This window comes from Allobosea sp. CS1GBMeth4, from assembly GCF_900185715.1.
Lineage (GTDB): Bacteria > Pseudomonadota > Alphaproteobacteria > Rhizobiales > Beijerinckiaceae > Allobosea.
On sequence record NZ_FYAS01000016.1, the window covers coordinates 42,442 to 64,989 of the forward strand.

At 69.1% G+C, this 22,548-nt stretch carries 22 protein-coding genes; 8 read left to right on the forward strand and 14 right to left on the reverse strand.

The genetic code is table 11. The features are described 5' to 3' along the window. Positions 1-79 precede the first annotated feature (79 nt). The gene (locus CS1GBM4_RS09085; RefSeq protein ID WP_244607156.1) at positions 80-898 is read right to left on the reverse strand and encodes a peptidylprolyl isomerase; all 819 of its coding nucleotides are present in this window, start codon (positions 896-898) and stop codon (positions 80-82) included. A gap of 328 nt (positions 899-1,226) precedes the next feature. Here CS1GBM4_RS09085 and secA point away from each other — a divergent pair, with 328 nt between their 5' ends. Further along, positions 1,227-4,073, forward strand: a complete 2,847-nt coding sequence (secA, locus tag CS1GBM4_RS09090; protein WP_186418386.1) for a preprotein translocase subunit SecA — start codon at positions 1,227-1,229, stop codon at positions 4,071-4,073. 222 nt (positions 4,074-4,295) lie between these two features. Here secA and CS1GBM4_RS09095 read toward each other — a convergent pair whose 3' ends face one another. The 4 genes from CS1GBM4_RS09095 to CS1GBM4_RS09110 all read right to left on the reverse strand — a co-directional run bounded on the left by CS1GBM4_RS09095 (position 4,296) and on the right by CS1GBM4_RS09110 (position 8,851). Beyond that, positions 4,296-5,210, reverse strand: coding sequence for a TorF family putative porin (locus tag CS1GBM4_RS09095; RefSeq protein ID WP_186418387.1), 915 nt, complete (start codon positions 5,208-5,210; stop codon positions 4,296-4,298). A gap of 211 nt (positions 5,211-5,421) precedes the next feature. Further along, complete coding sequence (locus CS1GBM4_RS09100; RefSeq protein WP_186418388.1) at positions 5,422-6,840, reverse strand: murein L,D-transpeptidase family protein; 1,419 nt, start codon at positions 6,838-6,840, stop codon at positions 5,422-5,424. A gap of 178 nt (positions 6,841-7,018) precedes the next feature. Next, the gene (locus CS1GBM4_RS09105) at positions 7,019-7,972 is read right to left on the reverse strand and encodes an acetyl-CoA carboxylase carboxyltransferase subunit alpha (RefSeq protein WP_186418643.1); all 954 of its coding nucleotides are present in this window, start codon (positions 7,970-7,972) and stop codon (positions 7,019-7,021) included. 108 nt (positions 7,973-8,080) lie between these two features. Next, positions 8,081-8,851, reverse strand: coding sequence for a class I SAM-dependent methyltransferase (locus CS1GBM4_RS09110; RefSeq protein WP_186418389.1), 771 nt, complete (start codon positions 8,849-8,851; stop codon positions 8,081-8,083). A 162-nt stretch (positions 8,852-9,013) separates the two neighbouring features. Here CS1GBM4_RS09110 and gloB point away from each other — a divergent pair, with 162 nt between their 5' ends. The 3 genes from gloB to CS1GBM4_RS09125 are packed head-to-tail and all read left to right on the forward strand — an operon-like array spanning position 9,014 to position 11,004. Further along, positions 9,014-9,778: a hydroxyacylglutathione hydrolase gene (gene gloB / locus CS1GBM4_RS09115; RefSeq protein WP_186418390.1), complete on the forward strand. Its 765-nt coding sequence runs from the start codon at positions 9,014-9,016 to the stop codon at positions 9,776-9,778. A gap of 6 nt (positions 9,779-9,784) precedes the next feature. After that, the gene (locus CS1GBM4_RS09120; RefSeq protein ID WP_186418391.1) at positions 9,785-10,240 is read left to right on the forward strand and encodes a cupin domain-containing protein; all 456 of its coding nucleotides are present in this window, start codon (positions 9,785-9,787) and stop codon (positions 10,238-10,240) included. Positions 10,241-10,242: 2 nt separating this feature from the next. Continuing rightward, positions 10,243-11,004 (forward strand): GNAT family N-acetyltransferase, encoded by a 762-nt coding sequence (locus CS1GBM4_RS09125; protein WP_186418392.1) that lies wholly within the window; start codon positions 10,243-10,245, stop codon positions 11,002-11,004. 8 nt (positions 11,005-11,012) lie between these two features. On the opposite strand, the gene CS1GBM4_RS09130 is transcribed toward CS1GBM4_RS09125, so the two are convergent. The 3 genes from CS1GBM4_RS09130 to CS1GBM4_RS09140 form a co-directional block, all read right to left on the reverse strand. Then, positions 11,013-11,900 carry an EamA family transporter gene (locus CS1GBM4_RS09130; protein ID WP_186418393.1) on the reverse strand — a complete coding sequence of 296 codons (888 nt, stop codon included), beginning with the start codon at positions 11,898-11,900 and terminating at the stop codon, positions 11,013-11,015. Positions 11,901-11,970: 70 nt separating this feature from the next. Further along, on the reverse strand, positions 11,971-12,969 hold the full coding sequence (locus CS1GBM4_RS09135) for a membrane dipeptidase (RefSeq protein ID WP_186418394.1): 999 nt from the start codon (positions 12,967-12,969) through the stop codon (positions 11,971-11,973). Positions 12,970-12,980: 11 nt separating this feature from the next. Beyond that, positions 12,981-14,147 (reverse strand): pyridoxal phosphate-dependent aminotransferase, encoded by a 1,167-nt coding sequence (locus tag CS1GBM4_RS09140; protein WP_186418395.1) that lies wholly within the window; start codon positions 14,145-14,147, stop codon positions 12,981-12,983. 44 nt (positions 14,148-14,191) lie between these two features. Between CS1GBM4_RS09140 and CS1GBM4_RS09145 the strand changes: the two genes are divergently transcribed. Together CS1GBM4_RS09145 and CS1GBM4_RS09150 are read left to right on the forward strand one after the other, a co-directional pair. Further along, positions 14,192-14,848, forward strand: a complete 657-nt coding sequence (locus CS1GBM4_RS09145; RefSeq protein ID WP_186418396.1) for a GntR family transcriptional regulator — start codon at positions 14,192-14,194, stop codon at positions 14,846-14,848. Between the two features lie 98 nt (positions 14,849-14,946). Then, positions 14,947-16,143 carry an MFS transporter gene (locus tag CS1GBM4_RS09150; RefSeq protein WP_186418397.1) on the forward strand — a complete coding sequence of 399 codons (1,197 nt, stop codon included), beginning with the start codon at positions 14,947-14,949 and terminating at the stop codon, positions 16,141-16,143. Between the two features lie 130 nt (positions 16,144-16,273). Here the strand turns inward: CS1GBM4_RS09150 and CS1GBM4_RS09155 are convergent, their stop codons facing one another. The 3 genes from CS1GBM4_RS09155 to CS1GBM4_RS09165 are packed head-to-tail and all read right to left on the reverse strand — an operon-like array spanning position 16,274 to position 18,439. Beyond that, complete coding sequence (locus CS1GBM4_RS09155) at positions 16,274-16,999, reverse strand: beta-ketoacyl-ACP reductase (protein WP_186418398.1); 726 nt, start codon at positions 16,997-16,999, stop codon at positions 16,274-16,276. Positions 17,000-17,034: 35 nt separating this feature from the next. Then, positions 17,035-17,250, reverse strand: a complete 216-nt coding sequence (locus tag CS1GBM4_RS09160; RefSeq protein ID WP_186418399.1) for a DUF1737 domain-containing protein — start codon at positions 17,248-17,250, stop codon at positions 17,035-17,037. A 10-nt stretch (positions 17,251-17,260) separates the two neighbouring features. After that, positions 17,261-18,439, reverse strand: coding sequence for an acetyl-CoA C-acetyltransferase (locus CS1GBM4_RS09165; protein WP_186418400.1), 1,179 nt, complete (start codon positions 18,437-18,439; stop codon positions 17,261-17,263). Positions 18,440-18,690: 251 nt separating this feature from the next. Between CS1GBM4_RS09165 and phaR the strand changes: the two genes are divergently transcribed. Beyond that, positions 18,691-19,272, forward strand: coding sequence for a polyhydroxyalkanoate synthesis repressor PhaR (gene phaR, locus CS1GBM4_RS09170; RefSeq protein ID WP_186418401.1), 582 nt, complete (start codon positions 18,691-18,693; stop codon positions 19,270-19,272). Positions 19,273-19,332: 60 nt separating this feature from the next. On the opposite strand, the gene CS1GBM4_RS09175 is transcribed toward phaR, so the two are convergent. Then, a complete protein-coding gene (locus CS1GBM4_RS09175) occupies positions 19,333-21,030 on the reverse strand; it encodes a GGDEF domain-containing phosphodiesterase (RefSeq protein ID WP_186418402.1) in 1,698 nt (565 codons plus the stop codon). 165 nt (positions 21,031-21,195) lie between these two features. On the opposite strand from CS1GBM4_RS09175, the gene CS1GBM4_RS09180 reads away from it, so the two are divergent. Then, the gene (locus CS1GBM4_RS09180) at positions 21,196-21,411 is read left to right on the forward strand and encodes a hypothetical protein (protein ID WP_186418403.1); all 216 of its coding nucleotides are present in this window, start codon (positions 21,196-21,198) and stop codon (positions 21,409-21,411) included. 85 nt (positions 21,412-21,496) lie between these two features. Here CS1GBM4_RS09180 and rpmF read toward each other — a convergent pair whose 3' ends face one another. Further along, positions 21,497-21,682: a 50S ribosomal protein L32 gene (gene rpmF, locus CS1GBM4_RS09185; protein WP_186418404.1), complete on the reverse strand. Its 186-nt coding sequence runs from the start codon at positions 21,680-21,682 to the stop codon at positions 21,497-21,499. A gap of 91 nt (positions 21,683-21,773) precedes the next feature. Continuing rightward, the gene (gene mtgA, locus CS1GBM4_RS09190; protein WP_186418405.1) at positions 21,774-22,547 is read right to left on the reverse strand and encodes a monofunctional biosynthetic peptidoglycan transglycosylase; all 774 of its coding nucleotides are present in this window, start codon (positions 22,545-22,547) and stop codon (positions 21,774-21,776) included. Position 22,548: the final 1 nt, after the last annotated feature.

The following is a 22,548-nucleotide window of genomic DNA, read 5'->3' on the forward strand; positions in this document are numbered from 1 at the left end:
AAGAGTCAGTGGCCCCGCAAAACGAAACGCCCGGGCATTGCCCGGGCGCATCGCGGTGATCGTGTGAAGGCGCGGCGGCTCAGGGCTTCTTCGGCTCGGCCGGAGCGGCCGGGCTCGCCGGCTTGTCGAGGCGCTCGACCTTGGCCTTCTCGCGCAGCGCGACGATGATGTCCTGCTGCGCCTTGCGGACCAGGTACTGGTCGATCTGCGGCCTGACCTCGTCGAAGCTCGGCAGCGGCTTCACGCGCTTGTCCTCGAGCTTGATGACGTGCCAGCCGAACTGGCTCTTCACCGGCTCGGAGAGCTGGCCCTTCTCCAGCTTGAAGGCGGCTTCGGCGAACTCCGGCACCATCCGGTCCTTGGCGAACCAGCCGAGATCGCCGCCCTCCTTGCCCGAGCCCGGATCCTTGGAGAGCTCGGCCGCGACCTTGGCGAAGTCCTCGCCCTTCTTCACCCGCTCCAGCGCCGCCTTTGCCTGCGCCTCCTCGGGCACCAGGATATGGCGGGCGTGAACCTCCTCCTCAGGTTTCATCGCCTTGACGGTGTCGTCGAAGAGCTTCTTCGCCGCCTCCGGCGTCGCCGCCTTCTTGGCCTCGACGGTCAGGTATTCGTCGAGCAGCAGCTTGTCGCGGTTGTAGGCGAGGCGCTTGGCGAAGTCCGGCCCGTCGCCGATCTTGGCGGCCGCGGCGGTCTTGGCGCCGAGCTTGAGGTCGACCAGATAATTGATCAGCTCCTCGCGCTTGCGCTCTTCCGGCATCTGCGCCGTGCGCTCGCCCAGATCCTCCTCGGCGAGCTTGAGGTCGCCTTCGGTGATGGTGATGCCGTCGACCCTGGCAACAGGCTTGTCCTGCTGCGCGAAAGCCGGCCCGGCGGCCAGCGCGAAGCCAAGCGACAGCATGGCGAGACGGGAGGACAACATCGGTGCGGCCTTTCGACTGGACGGCGCGGAGATCGATCTCGCCGGCTGAGTGCCAGCAGAACGCGGCCTTGGCAAGGCGGCGCCATGCACATCAACGCGAGCCGGCCGGCCTGGTTCGGCCCGTCGCGGCAGGGGCGGGGCCGCGTGCGACCTCTTGGAAGCGGCCCCGCCGGACCCCACATGCGCGCGGACAAGCGCGTGCTGGACCACGCGCCCGCGCACGTCTAAACACGCGCGAGAAATTCTCAGGGTACCGCTTCGGCCGCGCCTTCCGGCGCCGGCCGGATTCGCCATTGAAAGGCCGGACATGCTTGGCGCGCTTGCAAAGAAACTCTTCGGCTCGTCCAACGACCGGCGGGTGAAGGGCTACCAACCCCGCGTCGCCGCGATCAACGCGCTCGAAGCCGAGGTGTCGCAGCTCTCCGACGAGGCCCTGCGCGGGCGCACCGAGACCTTCAGGCAGCAGCTCGCCAACGGCGCCAGGCTCGACGACCTGCTCGTGCCGGCCTTCGCGACCGTGCGCGAGGCGGCCAAGCGCGTGCTCGGCCAGCGGCCCTACGATGTCCAGCTCATCGGCGGCATGGTGCTGCACGAAGGCTCGATCGCAGAAATGAAGACCGGCGAAGGCAAGACCCTGGTCGCGACGCTGCCGGTCTATCTCAACGCGCTCGCCGGCAAGGGCGTGCACGTCGTCACCGTCAACGACTATCTCGCCCGCCGCGACGCCGAGTGGATGGGCAGGATCTACAATTTCCTCGGCCTCTCCGTCGGCACCATCGTGCACGGACTCGACGACGAGGAGCGCCAGCGCGCCTATGCCTGCGACATCACCTACGGCACCAACAACGAGTTCGGCTTCGACTATCTGCGCGACAACATGAAGTACGAGGTCGCGCAGATGAGCCAGCGCGGCCACCATTTCGCGATCGTCGACGAGGTCGACTCGATCCTGATCGACGAAGCGCGCACGCCGCTGATCATCTCCGGCCCGCTCGACGACAAGTCCGACCTCTATGTCGCGATCGACAAGGTCCTGCCCCGGCTGGTCAGGGGCGATTACGAGGTCGACGAGAAGCAGCGCACCGTCGCGCTGACCGAGGCCGGCAACGAGCATATCGAGCAGCTGCTGCGCGAGGCCGACCTGCTCAAGGAGGGCGACCTCTACGACGCCGCCAACGTCACGCTCGTCCACCACGTCAACCAGGCGCTGCGTGCCCATTCGCTGTTCACGCGCGACAAGGACTACATCGTCCGCAACGACGAGGTGGTCATCATCGACGAGTTCACCGGCCGCATGATGCCGGGCCGGCGCTATTCGGAAGGCCTGCACCAGGCGCTCGAGGCGAAGGAGCACGTTACCGTCCAGCCCGAGAACGCGACGCTCGCATCGATCACCTTCCAGAACTATTTCCGCCTCTACTCCAAGCTCGCCGGCATGACCGGCACCGCCGGCACCGAGGCCGACGAGTTCGAGCAGATCTACAAGCTCGAGGTGGTCGAGATTCCGACCAACGTCCCGGTCGCCCGCATCGACGAGGATGACGAGGTCTACCGCACCTTCGAGGAGAAGGTGCGCGCCATCATCAGGGAGCTGGAACGCGCCAGCGAGCGGCTGCAGCCCGTGCTGGTCGGCACTGCCTCGATCGAGAAGTCGGAGCTGATCGCCGAGATGCTGGTCGCGGCCGGCTTCAAGCAGATCGACTTCAGCCAGCCCAACGCGCTCGACAGCCTCTACGCCGCCGCGCGCTCCGGCAAGAGCAACAAGCAGTTCGCCGTGCTCAACGCCCGCTTCCACGAGCAGGAGGCCTTCATCGTCGCCGAGGCCGGCGTTCCCGGCGCGATCACCATCGCCACCAACATGGCCGGCCGCGGCACCGACATCAAACTCGGCGGCAATGTCGAGATGCGGGTCGCGATCGAAACCGCGGGCATGGAGGACGGGCCGGAGAAGCAGGCCAAGGTCAAGGAGATCGAGGCCGAGGTCGCCCGCTTCAGGGAGATCGTCCTCAACGCCGCCGAGACGATCGAGCTCGAGCCGGCCAAGGGCTCGCGCCCGGCCAAGACCATGACCCGCCCCGGCGGCCTCTACATCATCGGCACCGAGCGGCATGAGAGCCGGCGCATCGACAACCAGCTGCGCGGCCGCTCCGGCCGCCAGGGCGATCCCGGCCGCTCCAAGTTCTTCCTGTCGCTGCAGGACGACCTGATGCGCATCTTCGGCTCCGACCGGATGGACGGGATGCTGCAGAAGCTCGGCCTGCAGGAGGACGAGGCCATCGTCCATCCCTGGATCAACAAGGCGGTCGAGAAGGCGCAGGGCAAGGTCGAGGCGCGCAACTTCGACATCCGCAAGAACATCCTGAAATACGACGACGTCATGAACGACCAGCGCAAGGTCGTGTTCGAGCAGCGCCGCGAGTTCATGCGCGAGGCGAGCGTGCGCGAGACCATCGACGACATGCGCCAGGGCGTCGTCGAGGATACCGTCTCCCGCCGCATCCCCGAGGACGCCTATCCCGAGCAATGGGATGCCGCCGGCCTGCGCCAGGATGTCGTCACCTACCTCAACCTCGACCTGCCGATCGAGGACTGGGCCAAGGAGGAGGGCATCGCCGACGCCGAGCTGCGCGAGCGCATCCGCAAGATCGCCGACGAGGATTATGCGGCACGCATCGAGCGCAACACCGACGAGGTGATGACCTATATCGAGAAGCAGGTGCTGCTGCAGACGCTCGACCATCTCTGGCGCGAGCACCTCGTCACGCTCGACCATCTGCGTCAGGTGATCGGCTGGCGCGGCTATGCCCAGCGCGACCCGCTGAACGAGTACAAGCAGGAGGCCTTCGAGCTCTTCGACGGGCTGATCGGCCGCCTGCGCGAGCAGGTCACCGGCAATCTGATGCGCGTCGAGGTCCGTTTCGAGCAGCCGCCGGAAGACGGCCAGGGCTTCGATCAGGGCGGCAACGACGCTCTGCCCCCGCCCCCCGCCGGCTTCTTCGCCGGCCAGCCGCAATTCGCCGCGACCGATGGCGATCTCGCCGTCGCCGAGCGCGATCCGGCCGACCCGTCCACCTGGGGCAAGGTCGGCCGCAACGAGCTCTGCCCCTGCGGCTCCGGCAAGAAGTACAAGCACTGCCACGGCCAGTTCATCTGAGGCCGGGCCCACGACCATCGCCATGAAGAAAGGGCTCCGGCCGTCGGCGGAGCCCTTTTTCCGATCCGCGACCGCGCCGCCTATGCGGCCTGCGTCGGCGCGGGCACCGAGCGCAGCCTCAAGCGTTCTCCGGCTCGGCAGGTCCGCCCGCGTCGGCGCTGAAGCCGAAGGGGCCGCCCTCGCGGGCGGCCCCATGCGGATCGGCCTGTCGGGCCGCAGCACTCACTTCGGCGCGAAGATGCCGACGCTGCTCGCGGTGATATCGAAGGACAGCGTCGCCACCACGGTCGGGTTGCACCATTTCGAGCGGCCCGAGCCCGAGACGATACCGCGCGGATCGGCCGTCAGCGCGAAGCACTCGGTCTTCGACAGGTTGGTGTCGTGATAGCGCACGTCCGCCGTCAGATTCTTCCAGGTGTAGGAGATGCCGGCGTTCCAGTAGGTATAGTTCGGCAGGTCGGTCGGCGGCAGGGTCGACCAGATCGCGATATTGGTGGTGCCCAGCCAATAGTGACCGAGCTCGCCGGAGACCGACAGGCCTTCCAGGAAGGGCAGATTGTACTTCGCCGTCACCGAGGCGTAGGTGCCGGAGGCGCCGGTGCCGAGCCAGTCCCATGCATAGAAGAGATTGGCCCCGAGGATGAGCTTGTCCTCGAAATTATAGCTCACCTTGCCGTAGACTTCGGTGTAGTCTGTGTTCTTCGGCGTCCAATAGGTGCCGGCCGGATCGATGTACTGCTTCTCGCCGGGATAATAGTACTGCATCACGCCGAGATCGAGCGTCACCGGGCCGAACTTCGGACGGATGCCGCCATAGAAGTCGACTTCCGCCGGCGGGCTGGTCGCCAGGTCGACATTCGAGGCATAGACGCCGACATAGAACAGGTTGTCGTATATCTGCAGCTCGGCGCCGCCCTGGATCGCCGGCTTGCGGTCGGTCTGCGAGATGCCGCGGAAATTATAGTCCGTCATGCCCTTCACGCTGACGGCGATATCGAACCAGGTGATGCTCGGCGCCACCGGCACGGGCGGCGCGCCCTTGCGGCTCGGCAGATCGGAGGCGAGAACCGCGCCCGAAGCCGCGAGCCCGGTCGAAAGCGCAAGCCCCGCCAGCAAACCTGAAATCTTGAAGGCCATCGCGACTACCCCCGAGGTTCATGCATGGATGCGTCATGCATTCGCCATGATTAGGGGGCTGCGGGCGTAAAATCGGCAAGCCGAGGTTTTTTGCAACCTGCCCGCGTATTGTGCAACCGCGGCCGATTTCGACCTTTAGACGCCTACAAAAGCGCCCGCGGCCTTCGCTGGCCGCGGGCGTGACTTTTCTGCATCAGCGTCGCCCGGCTGTTCAGCGCAGCGCGGGCTGGCTCGCATAGGCGGCGTCGGGCTGCCGCAGCTGCGATGTCCGCAGGGTCGAGGCCCGGCGTGGCGGCAGCGGCGCGGTCACGGTCTGGGGCGTCTCCGGCACCACCGATGCGACCGGGGCCTGCTCCTTCGCCTCGGACGACGCGCCGAGCAGTGGCACGAAGCTCAGCGCCCGCTGATAGAAGGAAGGCTGTGCCGGTTCGGCCGAGGCCGTCTGGATCGGCGCGGCAGCGGCGGCGCCCGGCGTCGCCTTGGCGACCTGCGTCGCCGCATCGGTGCTCGGCTTGGCGGCAGGCTGGGCGGCGGGCTTCGCCGGCACCGCGGCCGCCTTGGTCTCGGCTTCGGCCTGCTGCGCGCTGCCGCTGACGGCCGCGATCACCGCCTCGTGCTCGGCCGATTCGGCCCTGACCGTCGCCTTGGCGCGCCCCTTGTCGTCGAGCACCACGACGCGCGGGCCGATCAGCGAATCGACGCGGCTGATGCCGACATCGCGCGAGGCCCAGGCGACCGACCTGTTCATCGAATCGGCGCCGGACTGGGCCAGAAGGCGCTTGAACGAGGAATGCTGGTCGCCGTCGTCATAGATCAGCTTGATCGCCGGCGTGCCCTTCGAGACCAGCGCCGCGACCTGGATCTCGTCGCGCTGGCGCTTCTCGGCGAGAGCCTGCGTCAGCGAAGGGTCGACCTGGCTGCCGTCGCGGTTGAAGGCGTAGCGCCCGCCGGCCACCGACACGGACGGCTCGTCCTTGGCCACCTCGAAGAAGTCCGAACCTTCCTTGAGGTTCTTCCAGAAGCCGATGTTCGGATCGAGCCGATGCTTGGCGAGGTTCTCCGGCGTCATCCGGAACGGGAGGGCCTGCATCTGCACGGCCCGCTGCCCGCCATTATGGGCCTCGCGCACCAGCGCGTAGATCTCGCCGATCTGGTCGTCGGTCATCGAGTAGCAGCCGGCCGAGGAACAGGCGCCGTGCACCATCAGATGTGCGCCGGTGCGGCCATGCGCCCGGTCATAGGCGTTCGGATAGCCCATGTTGAACGAGACGTAGTAGGACGAGTTCGGGTTCATCTGCGCCGGGGTGATGGCGTAGAAGCCCTCCGGCGCCATACGGTCGCCCTCGCGCACCTTCGGCCCGAGCTGGCCCGACCAGCGGCACATCGGGAAGGTCTTGAGCAGCGCATATTTGCCGTCGGCGCGCTTCTTCCAGATCTCGAGCTCCGACTCCTTCTTGTAGGAGCGAATCAGGATCGGCTGGCTCTTGCTCATGCCCTTCTCGGCCATGAGCGTGTAGGTCGCGGACGGAATCGGGATGTTGTGGCGCGCCGAGCCGCGATAGCGGTCCTCTTCGCAGGCCGCCAGGGTGAGGCCAAGGAGCGCCGCCAGCGCGAAATGTCTCACAGCCACGTCGTCAATCCCATCTCGCGCAGACGCGTCAAGCCAGACCATGCACCACGCAACGCGGCCAAATTATGCCCGTTGCCCGGTTGTAGAACCGTTAGCCTTGACCGTTCCTTACCACAGGGCCCGCGCAGAAGGCCATATGGTGAAACCGCGGTAAAGCGCTGCCGCCCGGCTCCGTCCGTTACAGCGCCCTTCCGATCGCCAGATATTTCTCCGCCCGCCGGTCGACGATCTCGTCGGCGCTCAGCCCGCCGAGATCCGACAGCGCCGCCTCGATCGCGGCGCCGGCGCGCTCGATCGCGAGCGCAGGGTCGCGATGGGCGCCTCCCGTCGGCTCCGCGACGATCCGGTCGATCACGCCGAAACGCAGCAGGTCCTGGGCCGTGATCTTCATGCCCGTCGCCGCATCCTGGGCGCGGGCCGTGTCGCGCCAGAGGATCGAGGCCGCGCCCTCCGGCGAGATCACCGAATAGATCGCGTGCTCCAGCATCAGCACCTTGCTGGCGGCGGCGATGGCGATCGCCCCGCCCGAGCCGCCCTCGCCGATCACCAGCGCGACGCTCGGCGTGCGCAGCGAAAGGCAGGTCTCGGTCGAGCGCGCGATCGCCTCGGCCTGGCCGCGCTCCTCGGCCTCGATGCCGGGATAGGCGCCGGCGGTGTCGATGAAGCTCAGAACCGGCAGGCCGAAACGATCGGCCAGTTCCATCAGCCGCACCGCCTTGCGATAGCCCTCCGGCTTCGGCATGCCGAAATTGTGCCGGATGCGGGTCTCGGTCGAATTGCCCTTCTCCTGGCCGATGATGCAGACCGGCTCGCCGCGGAAGCGGCCGAAGCCGCCGACGACGGCCTCGTCCTCGCCGAAGGCGCGGTCGCCGGCGAGCGGCGTGAACTCGTCGATCAGAGCCGAGCAATAGTCGAGGAAATGCGGGCGCTGGGGATGGCGCGCCACCAGTGTCTTCTGCCAGGGCGTGAGGGCGCCGTAGAGATCCTTCAGCGCCTGCGAAGCCTTGGCCTCGAGCTTGCCGATCTCCTCGGCGAGCGAATAGCCGTCGCCCTTGCCGTCGAGCGCGCGCAGTTCATCCGCCTTCGCCTCCAGTTCGGCGACCGGCTTTTCGAAATCGAGATAGCTTCGCATCGACATCCAGATCTGGTCCCGCTTCCTCGAGGACAAGGCGGCAGCGGGGGCCGCGAGACGGAACGGTCAAAAAAGGCGGCGGACCTTGGCCGCGCCCCACGGAGATTGTCAACCCGCCGGCAGCTTCGCCTCCTCCTGCCGCGGCAGCCGGCCGGAGGGATGGGGCTGCGGCAGCAGCACCGGGCGAAACGCGAAGCTGCGCCGCGTCGCGCGCAGGGGCGCGCGCCGGTAGAACTGCTTGGTCGCGTCGATGACGTAGACGCCGGCGAAGGGCAGCGACAGCCCGGCGCCGAGGCATTCCCAGGCCGTGGCCGAGCGCATGAACAGGCGCCGGCGCAGTGGCGGCACATAGAGCGCCTCGCCCCAATGCTCGGGCGAGAACATGGCGCGGCGCATCAGCGCCTCGATCTGGGAGCGGCTGAAGGGCCGGCCATGGCCGAAAGGCGTCGTATCCATCCGCGCCCACAGGCCGCGCCGGTTCGGGACGACGACGATCAGCCGCCCGCCCGGGCTCAGCACGCGCGAGATCTCCTCGAGCAGGTCCTCCGGGCTCTCGGTCTCCTCGAGCGCATGCACCATCAGCACGCGGTCGATCGAGGCGGTGGGGAGCGGCAGCAGCGTCGGCTCGACCAGAGCGGAGGCGGAGAGCCCGGGCGAGGGCCAGTTCACCACGCCCTGCGCCGCCGGCATGAAGGCGAGCACGCGCTCGGCGCCGCCGCCGAGCAACGGCAGATAGGGTGTCGCGAAGCCGAGGCCGAGCAGGCGCTGGCGCCGGCAATCCGCCCAGAGCTTCAGCATCACCTTGCCGACGGCCCGCCGCGCCACATGCCCGAGCGGGCTGGCGTAGAAGGCACGCAGGTCGACGACGTCCAAGGCCATGCCGACGGAGATGGCGCAGCCCGGGCGGGAGCGCAAGGGTGGACGGCAGTCGGCAATCGGCAGTAGGCAGTCGTCATCCAGGCTTGATAGGTTGCCGCCTCGATCCGCGCCGGCTCGGATTCTCCGACTGCCGACTGCCATTGCCGATTGCCGGAGTTTGCCATGCCGCTCGACATCCATGTCTTCCGCACCCTCAGCGACAATGCCGGCGCCCTGCTGCACGACCCGGCGACCGGCGCCTGCGCCGCGGTCGACGTGCCCGATGCCAGCGACGTGCTCGCCGCCGCCAGGGCGAAGGGCTGGACGATTCGCCAGGTGCTGGTGACGCATGAGCATGCCGATCACGTCCAGGGCATCGCCGCCCTGAAGCAGGCAACCGGCGCCAGGGTCTATGGCCCGGACGCCGCCCGCGCCGGCGCGCCGGTCGACGTCGTCGTCGGTGAAGGCGACCGCGTCTCCGTTGGCGGCCATGCCTTCGAGACCTGGGCGACGCCCGGCCATGCCGAGGGCCATGTCAGCTTCATCGGCCGCGAGGCGGGCCTCGCCCTGGTCGGCGACGTGGTCTTCGTGATGGGCTGCGGACGCGTCATGCCCGGCCGGATGGAGGCGATGTGGACCTCGCTGTCGCGGATCATGGCGTTGCCCGACGCGACCAGGCTGATCACCGGCCATGACTACACCTTGTCGAACGCCCGCTTCGCCGCCGCCATGGACCCGAGCAACGCGGCCGTCGCGGCCCGTCTCGCCGAGGCCGAGGCGGCGAAGGCGGAGGGCCGCTTCTGGGCGGTGACCACGATCGGCGAGGAGAAGGCGACGAACCCGTTCTTCCGCGCCGGCGAGCAGGCGCTCGCCGCGACGCTCGGCATCGTCGGCAAGCCGGCCGGCGAGGTCTTCGCCGCGCTGCGCGAGGCCAAGAACAAGTTCTGAACCGCCATGAACACGCTGAGCGGCCTCAGCGCCGCCGAGGTCATCCGTCTGCTCGCGCTCGAGCCCCATCCCGAAGGCGGGCACTATCGCGAGACCTTCCGCGACCCTGCCGGGCCGGAGGGGCGCGGCTTCTCGACCGCGATCTATTATTTGCTCGATGTCGGAGAGACCTCGGAATGGCACCGCGTCGACGCGGCCGAGATCTGGCATCACTATGCCGGCGCGCCATTGGTGATCACGCTCTCCCCGAACGGGCACGACACCTCCGCCCATCATCTCGGCAAGGACCTCGCCGCCGGTCAGCGGCCGCAGATCGTGGTGCCGGCCGGGCACTGGCAGAGCGCGACCTCGCTGGGCGCCTGGACGCTGGTCGGCTGCACCGTCGCGCCGGGCTTCGCCTTCACCGGTTTCGAGATGGCGCCGTCCGGCTGGCGGCCGACGCCGCGCCCGGCCGGAGGCTGACCATGGACAGACCCGTCACCGATATGGCGCTCGTCGCCGCCTGCGAGACCCGCATCGTCAACGCCTGGCCGGCGCCGACCACGCTCGTCGTCGATGAATGGGTGGTGCGCTTCGCCAACGGCTATTCCGGCCGCGCCAACTCGGCCTCCTCGCTGCGCGAGGGCGGCGACATGGACGAGGCGACGCTGACCTTCGTCGAGGGACTCTATCGCCAGGCCGGACTGCCGCCGCGCATCCGCTTCACGCCGCTGGTCGCCGAGGGCGCGCGCGAGCGCTTCGCCGCGCGCGGCTACCGGATCGAGACCGCCTCCTTCGGCATGGTCGCGGAGCTCGATGGGGGAATCCATCCGCCCGTTGACGGCCTCGTCACGACGGCGCGCGCGCAGGATGACTGGATCGACGGCGTCTGCAGCCACCAGACCGGCCCGAAGCGCAATCGCGACCATCTCTCCGCGATCGTCTCGGGCGTGCGCCTGCCCGCCGCCTTCGCGACGCTGCTGCATGAGGGCCGCCCGGCCGCCTATGCGATGAGCGTCGCCGAACGCGGCATGGCCGAGATCGGCGCGGTGATCGTCGACGAGAGCCTGCGCGGCAAGGGGCTCGGCAAGCGGCTCGTGCTGGGGCTGATGGGCTGGGCGGCGGCGCAGGGCTGCCGACAAGCCTATCTCCAGGTCGACCAGAGCAACGGCCTCGCCTTCGAGATGTACAAGCGGCTCGGCTTCCGCACGGTCTACGCCTACGAGACGCGGGCGCTCGATATCTGACGACAGCTTTACCCTCCGGCCGCCTTCGGCGCCGCGCCTCGCGCTCCCGGGCCGAAGCTCGCGACCAGTGCGCCGACCACGATCAGCACGCAGGAGACGGCCAGCAGCCAGCTCGCCGGCGCGTAGCCGGCGCTGACCAGGGTCACGGTCGAGAGCACCGGCGCGGCATAGGAGGCGACGCCGAGGAAGGCGACGTCGCCCTGCTTCATGCCGATGTCCCAGCAGATGAAGGCGAGGCCGATCGAGCCCAGCCCGAGCCCGAGCACGCCGCCCCATTCGACCGGGCTCGGCGTCCACAGGGTCGTCTCGAAAGCGAGATGGCAGGCGAAGGCGGGAACGGCGCAACCGAGCATGGTGATGGCGAGGCTCTCCGACGGCACCCCGGCGAAACGCCGCGACAGCACCGAATAGCTCGCCCAGACGAAGGCGCCGAGCGCCGCCAGCCCATGGCCGAGCTGGATTCCGGCACCGCCCGAGCCGATACCGCCGGAGATCAGCATCGCGGTCGCGAGAAGCCCGATCAGCGCCCCGATCAGATGCCGCGCCTTGAGCCCCCCGCCCGGCAGCAGCGCCGCGAACAGCACGATCAGCAACGGCCAGAGATAGTGGATCAGGTTGGCCTCCGCCGCCGGCGCCGTCTTCACCGCGGCATAGTACAGCGCCGTATCGCCGAACGGACCGTAGAGCCCGAGCAGGAAGGAGGCCGGCGTCGGCCGCGCCAGATGCAGGCGGCCCCGCGCCGCCGCGATCGCCAGCACGAACACGCCGCCGATCACGAAGGTCATGCCGACGAGCTGGAAGGGCGGAACCCGCCCCGACATGGCGGTGAACAGCGCCAGCGTCGACCAGAGCAGGATGGCGACGGAGCCGGTTGCGGTGGCGGTGCGGGAGGTCATGACGGGCGCGGCTCGAACGTTCGCGCCGGGTTAGCAGAGCGGCGCCGTCGTGCCTATCGCGAAACCCGCCTCAGCCGGGAAGCGCCAGCCGCAGATAGTTCTCCCCGAGAATGCCCCGGATCTCCTGCGCTCCGAAGCCTTCCGCCTCCAGCGCGGCGAGCAGATCGCCGAACTGCTCCGGCTGGAAGAAGTGCCAAGGCGGCTCGGGGTAGCCGCGCGGCCAGCGTCCTCTCGCGGTGTGATAGAACCCGTAATCGCTGTCCTCGAGAAACATGAAGTCGAGCCCGAGGCCGACCCTGCCCGGCCCGGCGAGTCCGGCGATATGCGAAAGGTGCCGCGCCATCGCCTGCGGAATCTGTGGCCCGGCGGCGCCGAGGAACATGCCGACGCCGTTGACACCGATATAGCCGCCGCGCGCGGCGCAGGCCCTGATCTGCTCGTCACTGATGTTGCGCTCGTGCTCGTGGAGCGCCCGCGCATTGGAATGGGAGAAGATCGGCAGCGCGGCCAGCTCGGCCTCCAGCGCATCGAGGCTCGTCCGCGCGCCGCAATGGCTGAGATCGATGCGCATGCCGCAGGCGTCCATGCGCGCGAGCAGCCGCCGGCCCAGCGCCGAAAGCCCGCCATTGCGCGGCTCATGGCAGCCATCGGCGAAGGGATTGGCCTCGTTATAGGCCAGGATGGCGCGGTCGATTCCCGCTGCGCGGAAGGCCTCGACCAGATCGAGATCGGGCGCGAACGGCGTGGCCGACTGGAAATGGAAGGAGACCGACAGCTTCCCGTCCGTCTTCGCCTGCCAGATCGAGGCCGCGTCCGCGGCGATCGTCAGCCAGTCGCCCGCGGCCGCGATCTCGCGGCGTAGGAAGCCGAGCCGGGCCATCGCCTCGACCGGTCCGTCGGCTCCGGCTGCGACGGTGAGCGAGATGTGATCGCAGCCCTGCGCCCGAAAGCGCGCCAGTTGCGCGCCGAGCCTTGCCCCCGGCGGCAGGAAGGCCTTCGCCCAGGGCAGCAGCCCGTCGCAGACGATCGCATCCGCGAGCGCCGGCCTCGCCTCGCGCCATTCCGTCATTGCCGCTCCTCTCACAGGCCGAGCGCGGCGCGGACGCGCGTACCCAGGCCGCGCAGGCGCTCGACCGGCTCGTTGGCGTAGACGAAGCGGACGTACTGCGCGCCATGGCTCTCGCCCCAGCCGGTCATCGCGGTGGCGCAGACGCCCTGCTCGAGCAGGCGCTCCGACATCGCCGCGCCGTCGAGGCCGAAATCACTGACCCGCAGCAGCAGCGACCAGCCACCGCCGGGAATGCCGACGGGCAGGCCCCGCAATTCCGCCAGGATGCAATCCCGCCTTGCCTGCAGTTCGTCGACATAAGGCGTCAGCGTCGCCGCGGAGTTCTCGAGCGCGGTCGCGACCGCGTCCTGCCCGATGCCGACCGGCACCACGACATTGGCGAGCGAGACGGCGACGAGGTCGGGCATGAACGCTTCGGGCGCGACGATCCAGCCGACGCGCCAGCCGATCATCCGCAGCTCCTTGGCCGAGGAGCCGACCGTGATCGTCCGCTCCGCCATGCCGGGCAGCCCGGCCGGATGCAGCACCGGCCGCCCGTCGAAGAGCAGCCGCTCCATCGCCGTGTCGACGATCAGCAGCAGGTCGTGCGCCACGCAGAGCTCGGCGACGAGCGCCCAGTCGCCGGCGTCGAGGCAGCCGCCCGACGGCATCGACGGCGACATCAGCAGCATGGCCGTGGTCTTCGGCCCGATGCTCGCCCGCAGCGCCTGCCGGTCGAGCCGCCATTCGCCGCCCGGCTCGAAGACGAAGGGCACGAAGCGCGGCACGCCGCCGGCGAGCCGCACCCGGTTGATCAGCCCGGCATAGGTCGGGTCGGTGACGACAACCTCGTCGCCGACCTCGATCGTCGCCAGCAGCACATTGAGGATGCCGGAGAGACCGCCGGCCGAGATCACGCAATTGCGCTCGCCGCTGTAGCTCACGCCGGATACCGCCGAGACGTGGCGGGCGGCGACCTCGCGCAGGCGCGGCTGGCCGATGAAGGGCAGATAGCTGTTGTCGGCATCCTCGCCGGCGGCGCGGACCGTGCGCGCAATCGCCGCCGGATCCGGCGGGATGTCGGTGTCGAGATTCTCCAACCGCAGGAAATCCTTGCCCGAGGCGTCGGCGATTGATCCCATGCGGTCGACGCCGATTCCGGCGATATGGCGCAGGCGGGCTGGACGAGAGCGCGACATCGTGACACCTCATTTCATATATTATCTATGAAATCATACGAACCATGAGCTTTCAAGACGAGAGCGAGGCCGGCGCCTCGCTGACCGGCCGCATCGCCAGGAGCCTGGCGCAGCGCATTCTCACCGGAGCGCTGGCGCCGGGGGCAGCCGTGCGTCAGGACCATGTCGCGGCCGAGTTCGGCGCCAGCCATGTCCCGGTTCGGGAGGCCTTCCGCACGCTGGAGGCCCAGGGGCTTCTGATCAGCGAGCCGCGGCGCGGCGTGCGGGTCGCCCCCCTGGACCCCGGCCTGGTCCTGGAGGTGACGGCGATGCGCGCCGCACTGGAGGTTCTCGCCCTGCGCCGCGGCTTCGCCAGGCTCGGCCCGGCCGAGCTCGAAACCGCCGCGGCGGCGCTGGCCGAGGCCGAGGCGAGCGACGACGTGCAGCTCTGGGAGGCGGCCAATCGCCGCTTTCACCACGCGATCACCGCTCCCTGCGGCATGCAGCGCCTGCTGGCGACGATCGAGGGCCTGCAGCGGACGAGCGCGCGCTTCTTGTTCGCGGCCTGGCGCGAGCTCGACTGGCAGCCGCGTTCGGAGGCGGAGCACCGGCACATCCTCGCGGAGCTGGCAGCGGGGCGGATCGACGCCGCCGCCCGAGCGCTCGAAGCCCATATCCTCGCGGCGGGCGACGCGCTGGCGGCGAGATTGGCCTCCGCCTGACGCATTGCCCCGGCGCAGCTTCTGGGCGATGGCGGCCATGCACGCCGCGCCGCGCCGACCGATTGACCGCGCCGGGAGACGGAGGCAAGCGTCTGGGCATGACCACGCTCCCCCTGCCGACCGCCGCCCGCCCGCTGATGCCGGTCCTGGCGGCTCTCAGCGTCGCCCATCTGCTCAACGACCTGATCCAGTCGATGATCCCGGCGGTCTACCCGCTGATCAAGGAGAGCTATCGCCTCGATTTCGTGCAGATCGGCCTGATCACCCTGGCCTTCCAGGTCACCTCGTCGCTGCTGCAGCCGGTCCTCGGCTATCTCACCGACAGGAAGCCCTGGCCCTATGCGATGGTCGCCGGCATGGGCGCGACCTTGGCCGGCCTGCTCTCGCTCGCCTTCGCCCAGAGCTACCCGATGGTGCTGGTCGCCGCCGCTCTGGTCGGCACCGGCTCCGCCGTCTTCCATCCCGAGGCGACGCGCATGGCCCGCCATGCCGCCGCCGGCCGGCAGGGGCTGGCGCAGGGCGTCTTCCAGGTCGGCGGCCATGCCGGCTATGCGGTCGGCCCGCTGCTCGCCGCCGCCATCGTCGTGCCGAACGGACAGCACAGCCTGTCCTGGTTCTCCGGCATCGTGCTCGTCGCCATGCTGCTGATGGCCTGGATCGGCTCGCGCTATACCGCCTTCCGCCGCGAGCAGGCCGCCTCGAAGGCCCAGGCCGACGACGTCGCCGCGCATGGCATGTCGCGGTCTCGCGTCCTGCTCGCCATGGCGGTGCTGATCGCCATCCTGTTCTCGAAGAACGCCTATACGGCCTCCTTCACCTCCTACTACACCTTCTATCTGATCGAGCGCTTCCAGGTGCCGCTGCAGCTCTCGCAGATCCTGCTCTTCCTCTATCTCGTCGTCGGCGCGGTCGGCGTGATCATCGGCGGCATGATCGGCGACCGGATCGGCCGCCATCGCGTGATCTGGCTGTCGATCCTGGGCTGTCTGCCCTTCGCGCTCGCCCTGCCCTATGCCGACCTCCTCTGGACCGCGATCCTGAGCATCGTCATCAGCTTCATCATGGCGAGCGCCTTCTCGGCGATCCTGATCTACGCGATCGATCTGGTGCCGCATCGGGTCGGGCTGGTCGGCGGGCTGTTCTACGGCCTCGCCTTCGGTCTCGGCGGCCTCGCAGCGGCGGGCCTCGGCGCGCTCGCCGACAGGATCGGCATCGTCCAGGTCTTCGCGCTCTGCGCCTGGCTGCCGGCCTTCGGCCTCCTCACCTTCCTGTTGCCGAAGGGCGCGCGTAGCTGAGGCTCGCCGTCATTCGGGGCTTCGCGCAGCAAAGAGCCCGGAATGACGAAACGGCCACGCGAAGCCTGGCAGAACGAAGAAGGGCGGAGCCAGCCGGCTCCGCCCTTCTCATGTCAGCCGATGAGCGGCGTCAGGCCATGTATTGCCCGCCATTGGCGGTCAGCGTCGAGCCGGTGATGAAGCCGGCATCGTCGCTCGCCAGGAACGCCACGGCTCGCGCGATCTCCTCGGGCTCGCCGAGGCGGCCGACCGGGATATGCGGCAGGATCGACTTCTCGACCACGGCAGGATCGATCGCCTTGACCATCTCCGTCGCGATGTAGCCGGGACAGATCGCGTTCACGGTGATGCCGGCCCGCGCCCCCTCCTGCGCCAGCGCCTTGACGAAGCCGATGTCGCCCGCCTTGGCCGCGGAGTAGTTGACCTGGCCCATCTGGCCCTTCTGGCCGTTGATCGACGAAATGCAGATGACGCGGCCGAACCTGCGCGCGCGCATGCCCTCCCAGACCGGGCGGGTCATGTTGAACAGCGAGTTGAGATTGGTGTTGATGACGGCGTTCCACTGCTCCTTGGTCATCTTGTGGAACATGCCGTCGCGCGTGATGCCGGCATTGTTGACGAGCACGTCGACCGGGCCGAGCTCGGCCTCGACCTTGGCGATGCCGGCGACGCAGGAATCATAGTCCGAGACGTCCCATTTGTAGGCCTTGACGCCGGTTTCGCCGGTGAACCTGGCGGCCGCCTCGTCATTGCCGCCATAATTCGCCGCGACCGTGTAGCCCGCCGCCTGAAGCGCCTTGCAGATCGCCGCGCCGATGCCGCGCGTTCCCCCCGTCACCAGTGCAACTCTCGCCATCGTCTTCTCCCCTCTGAGGCCGGCTGTTAACCGCGTTATTGTTTGCCGAGATCGAGACCGGGCTCGTAAGCCCGGTCGACATCCTTGATGATCGCCTGACCGCAGATCACCCGCCCCGACGTCGCGTCATAGGTCAGGGTCGGGTGGCCGTAGAGCTCCCAGCCCCGGCTCAGCGCCTCCGAGACCCGATGACAGAAGGAGGCGTCGTCGGGGCCGGTCAGATAGCGGTAGAGCGTGGTCTGCTTCGGCATCGGCCGGCCCTCAGCGCTCCACCGCCAACGCGATGCCCATGCCGCCGCCGATGCAGAGCGTGGCGAGCCCCTTCCTGGCGTCGCGCCTGGCCATCTCGTGCAGCAGCGTCACCAGCACGCGCGCCCCCGAGGCGCCGATCGGATGGCCGATCGCGATCGCACCGCCATTGACGTTGACGATCGCCGGATCCCAGCCGAGATCCTTGTTCACGGCCAGCGCCTGCGCCGCGAAGGCTTCGTTGGCCTCGACGAGATCGAGGTCGCCGATCTTCCAACCCGCCTTCTCCAGCGCCTTGCGCGTCGCCGGGATCGGACCGGTGCCCATGATCGCCGGGTCGACGCCGGCCGTCGCCCAGGAGGCGATCCGCGCCAGCGGGGTGAGCCCGCGCCGGCTCGCCTCCTGCGCCGTCATCAGCACCAGGGCCGCGGCGCCGTCGTTGATGCCGGAGGCATTGCCGGCGGTGACCGTGCCGTCCTTCGCGAAGGCCGGCCTGAGCTTGGCCATCGACTCCAGCGTCGCGCCCTCGCGAATGTACTCGTCGGCGTCGACGACGATGTCGCCCTTGCGGGTCGAGATCGTCACCGGCGCGATCTCGTCCTTGAACCGGCCGGCCTTCTTGGCGGCCTCGGCCTTGTTCTGCGAGCCGACGGCGAAGCTGTCCTGCTCCTCGCGCGTCAGCTGCCAGCGCGCCGCGACGTTCTCGGCCGTCGTGCCCATGTGATAGCCGTGGAAGATGTCCCAGAGCCCGTCCTTGATCATGGTGTCGACGAATTTCACGTCGCCCATCTTGGTCCCGGCGCGCATATGCGAGGCGTGGGTCGACTGCGACATCGATTCCTGGCCGCCGGCGACGATGATCCTGGCATCGCCATTGGCGATCTGCTGCATGCCGAGCGCCACCGCGCGCAGGCCCGAGCCGCAGACCTGATTGAGGCCCCAGGCGGTCGATTCCTGCGGCACGCCGGCATCCATCGCCGCCTTGCGCGCCGGATTCTGTCCCTGCGCCGCGGTCAGCACCTGGCCGAGGATGACCTCGTCGACTTCGGCGGCCTCGACCTTGGCGCGCTTCAGAACATCCTTGATCACCGCCGAACCGAGATCATGGGCGGGCGTATTGGCGAAGGCCCCGTTGAAGGCGCCGACCGCGGTGCGCGCCGCGCCGACGATCACGATGTCATTCTCAGCCATGGGCCTCGTCCTCCGGTTCTCTCCCGCCGGCCCACCCGGCCGGACGGCTTGTCGCGTCCACCTTCGAAGCGGCAGGCGACCGCGTCAAGACGGCGAGGCGGGGAAGCCCATCATCGAGGCAGTCCCGACGCGGCCGCGGCCCGCGCTCAAAAAACTTGCAGCGAACAACCGAAGGGTTATCGTTCTCGTCGAGACCGTTCTCCGGCGTTGCCCGCCTCGGGTCATGACCGCAACAAGCCGCGTGGGTGTCGATGGCCAGCGACAAAGAACCGACTGTCATCAAGAAATACGCCAATCGCCGGCTATACCACACGGGTACGAGCTCCTACGTCACGCTGGAGGATTTGGCCGGCCTGGTCCGCAAGGGCGAGGACTTCGTCGTCTATGACGCCAAGAGCGGCGAGGACATCACCCGCTCGGTGCTGGCCCAGATCATCTTCGAGGAAGAGAGCAAGGACGGGCAGAATCTTCTGCCGATCACCTTCCTGCGTCAGCTCATCCGCTTCTACGGCGACAGCATGCAGGCGCTGGTGCCGCGCTATCTCGAGTTCTCGATGGAGAACCTGACCCAGGAACAGAACAAGATCCGCGAGCAGATGAGCAAGGCCTTCGGCGCCGGCGCGATCGACGCTCTCCAGGCCCAGACGCGCGCCAACATGGCGATGTTCACCGAGGCCTTCCGGCTGTTCAACCCGTTCGCGGCCGCCGCCGCGACGAAAGCCCGCGGCGAAGCCGGGGCGTCGGCCCAGAGCGAGAACGGCGAGCTCGGCGACCTCAAGCGCGAGCTCAACGAGATGCGCGAGCGGCTCGACCGGCTGGCCAGGGAGAAGTGAGGCTGCGACGCCCGCCGTTCCCGGGCAGCCCTGTCCGGGGCGGGCCGGGCGGACGCCCGCTCAGCCGGCGGCCCGCAGCGGCGATGCCCCGGCCGCCGCGTCCGGCTGCGTCAGCTCGGCCTGGCCCACCAGGTGCCCCTGCAGATAGGTGACGCCCCAGTCGCACAGCATCGAGGCCTGCAGCTCGTCGTCCACCCATTCGGCGACCGTCTCGACGCCGAGGTGATGGGCGAGTTCGAGCAGGGTGCGCACGAAGAAGCGGTCATCGGTCGAGCGCCGCAGATTCTGGGTGAAGGCGCCATCCAGCTTGAGGATGTCGATCGGGAAGGCCCGCAGATGCCGCAGCGAGGTGTGACCCGCCCCGAAATCGTCGATCGCGATCCGCGCGCCCCGCTGCTTGATGCGGGCGAGCTGCCGCGCCATCAGGGCCGGATCCTCGATCGTCGCCGTCTCCGTGATCTCGACGATCAGCCGTTTTGCGGCCGCGGGGTGCGTGCGTAGGCTCGCCTCGAAGCCATCGACCCATTCCCGGTCCGCAAGCGAGCGCGGCGAGACGTTGATCGACAGCGCCGCTGCCGGCTGCTCGCGCAGATGCGACATGGCGAGCTCGAGCACGCGATGGTCGAACAGGCCGATCAGCCCGCGCGTCTCCAGCAGCGGAACCAGTTCCGCCGGGGCGAGAAAGCCGTCGCCCTGGCGGCGTTCGACCCGCAGCAGCGCCTCGCTGAAGGCGAGCGTCCGGCCCTTCGCCGTCACCACCGGCTGGAGCGCGAGCCTCACCCTGCGCTCGTTGAGCGCGGCGACCGCCTCCAGATCGAGGCGCGGCGCGGCGGTGTTCGCCTCCGCCGCAACGCTGCGGCGCGCGACCACCGCGGATTCGGCGGCGCTCGCCTCCGCTCCGGCGAGCGCGTTCTCCGCGGCCTGGATCAGCACGGATCCGTGGCGGGACAGGTCGGGAGCGATGGCGGCGCCGACGCGCAGCCGGGCCAGAGCGATCCCGCGCGACGTCTCGACCGCCGAGCGCGTCACCGCCCCGATGAAGCGCTGCGCGGCCGCTTCGATCTGGCCGGCCGGGCAGCCGCTGAGCAGGATGGCGAAGCGGTTGCCGGCGTAATGCATCAGCTGGTCGCGCCGGCGCATCACCGAGTGCAGGCGCTGGCGGACCTCCTCGACGATCTCCCCGATGCCCTCATGGCCGAAATCGCCGCTGAGCCGCGGCAGGTCGCCGATCGCGGCGATCAGAACGACGACGGGACGCTCCGCCGGCAGATGCTCCGCCAGAAGCGCGTCGACGCGCTCGACCAGGGCGTCCCGATCGCACAGATCATGATCCGCGGCTCCGAGCTCCTCGGGCCGCACCGCGCGCTCCAGCCTGAGCACACCGCGCGCCCGGGCGGGGCGGCCGTCGATGCCGGCGAACCAGCGTCCCGCATCCTCGATCCACATCTTGCGGCCGGCGAGATCGGCGGCATAGCGCGTGCGGTAGACCGCTCCGTCGCCGAAATCCTGCCCGCCCGAGGAGAAGATCGCGTCATAGCGGCTGCGGCCGCTGCCGGGCTCGACCAGTCCGGCGAAGGACAGGCCACGCTCGAGCACGGCCTGCGGCACCGGCCCCAGCACCTCCGCGGCATTCGGCCCCCAGCTCAGCGTGTCGCTGCCGATGTCCCAGCTATAGGCCACCTCGCCGATCGAGGAGAGCAGGCTGCGCGGCTCGACGATCTTCTCGTCGCGGGAACCGAACAGGAACGGCGCAGGCATGGTGCGGCTGCCTCGGGCGACGGAGGAGGTATCGTCCCGTTCCGAAAGCGGGATGGCGGGAAATCGTCCCGAAACGATGCATGCATTTGCCTTAACGGCCGGTTAAGATCGGCCGGCAGATTGCAGAGATTCGCTCTCGAAACCCCGATGTTCCGGAGCGGCACGATGGGCGAGACCGAGCGGCCGGACGCGGCCTTCTTCGCGGATCAGGGGGAGCGCCGCGCGCGCGTGCCCGCGGTCTTCCTTGTCCAGCTCGCCGCCAGCCAGGCGGAAATCGGCCCCTTCGCCGGCCGCGACCGCGAGACGCCGCTCATCGGCGCCCGCCGCTATCACGAGGGCCTGGCGTGCCGCCCGTCCTCGAGGCTGCTGCGCTCGGCCTGATCCCCAATCCACAAACGAAAAAGGCCGGCCTCGCGGCCGGCGCTCCTTCGTCGTGCGGGTCGGGGCTCGTCCGAGCCTCGTCGCATCAGGCCTCGGTCTTGGCCTTGAGCACCTGACGGCCGCGATACATGCCGGACTTCAGGTCGATATGGTGCGGACGGCGCAGCTCGCCCGAGTTCTTGTCTTCGATATAGGCGGGCTGCTTCAGCGCATCGGCCGAGCGGCGCATGCCGCGCTTCGACGGCGAAGTCTTTCTCTTCGGAACGGCCATGGGTACTCTCCATCATGCCTTCGCGCGGGGCGCCAGGCTCTCGCCTGCACCACTGTCGCGACGACGTCACATTCGTGATGAGGCGTTGCCCTTACACGCTCGCGCGCGTCCTGGCTAGACGGTCGGGCCGAAAAAGTGAGGCCTGCGCGCCCGCGCCGGCCGGCAGGACACAATTGCCGAGGGCGCCGAGCTGGTTCATCCGGCGCTGCACGCGGCCGGCGGCCGCCATCAGCGCGCGGCTCGGCCGCGACGGGTCGCGCAGGGCCGGGTTCGGCAGGGCGCCGGCCAGCCGCGCCGCCTCCGCCGGCGTGAGCCGCGCCGCCGGCTTGCCGAAATGGCGCCGGGCCGCCGCCTCCGCCCCGAAGACGCCGTCGCCCCATTCGGCGATGTTGAGATAGACCTCGATCACCCGCCGCTTCGGCCAGGCCAGGTCGATCGCCAGGGCGATCGGCAGCTCCAGCCCCTTGCGCAGATAGGAGCGCCCCGGCCAGAGGAAGAGATTCTTCGCCGTCTGCATGGTCAGTGTCGAGGCGCCGCGGCTCGGCCCGTCCTCGTCCTGCAGCACGGCGTTGAGCTCGCCCCAGTCGACGCCGTGATGCGAGCAGAAGCGCTGGTCCTCGGAGGCGATCACCGCCCGGACCAGATGCGGCGAGATCTGCGACAGCGGCACCCAGTCGCGCTCGACCGGGCGCAGGCTCAGCCAGCGGCCCAGCATCAATGTCGAGGGCGCCGGCACGAAACGGTAGAGCAGCAGCAGGGCGAGAAAGACGGCGGCCAGCACCGTCGCCAGCCTGAGGAGGAGGCGAACGGCCCGCCCCGCGGGACTCCCGCGCCGCGGAGCCGGATTGTCAGCCATGCGTGTCATG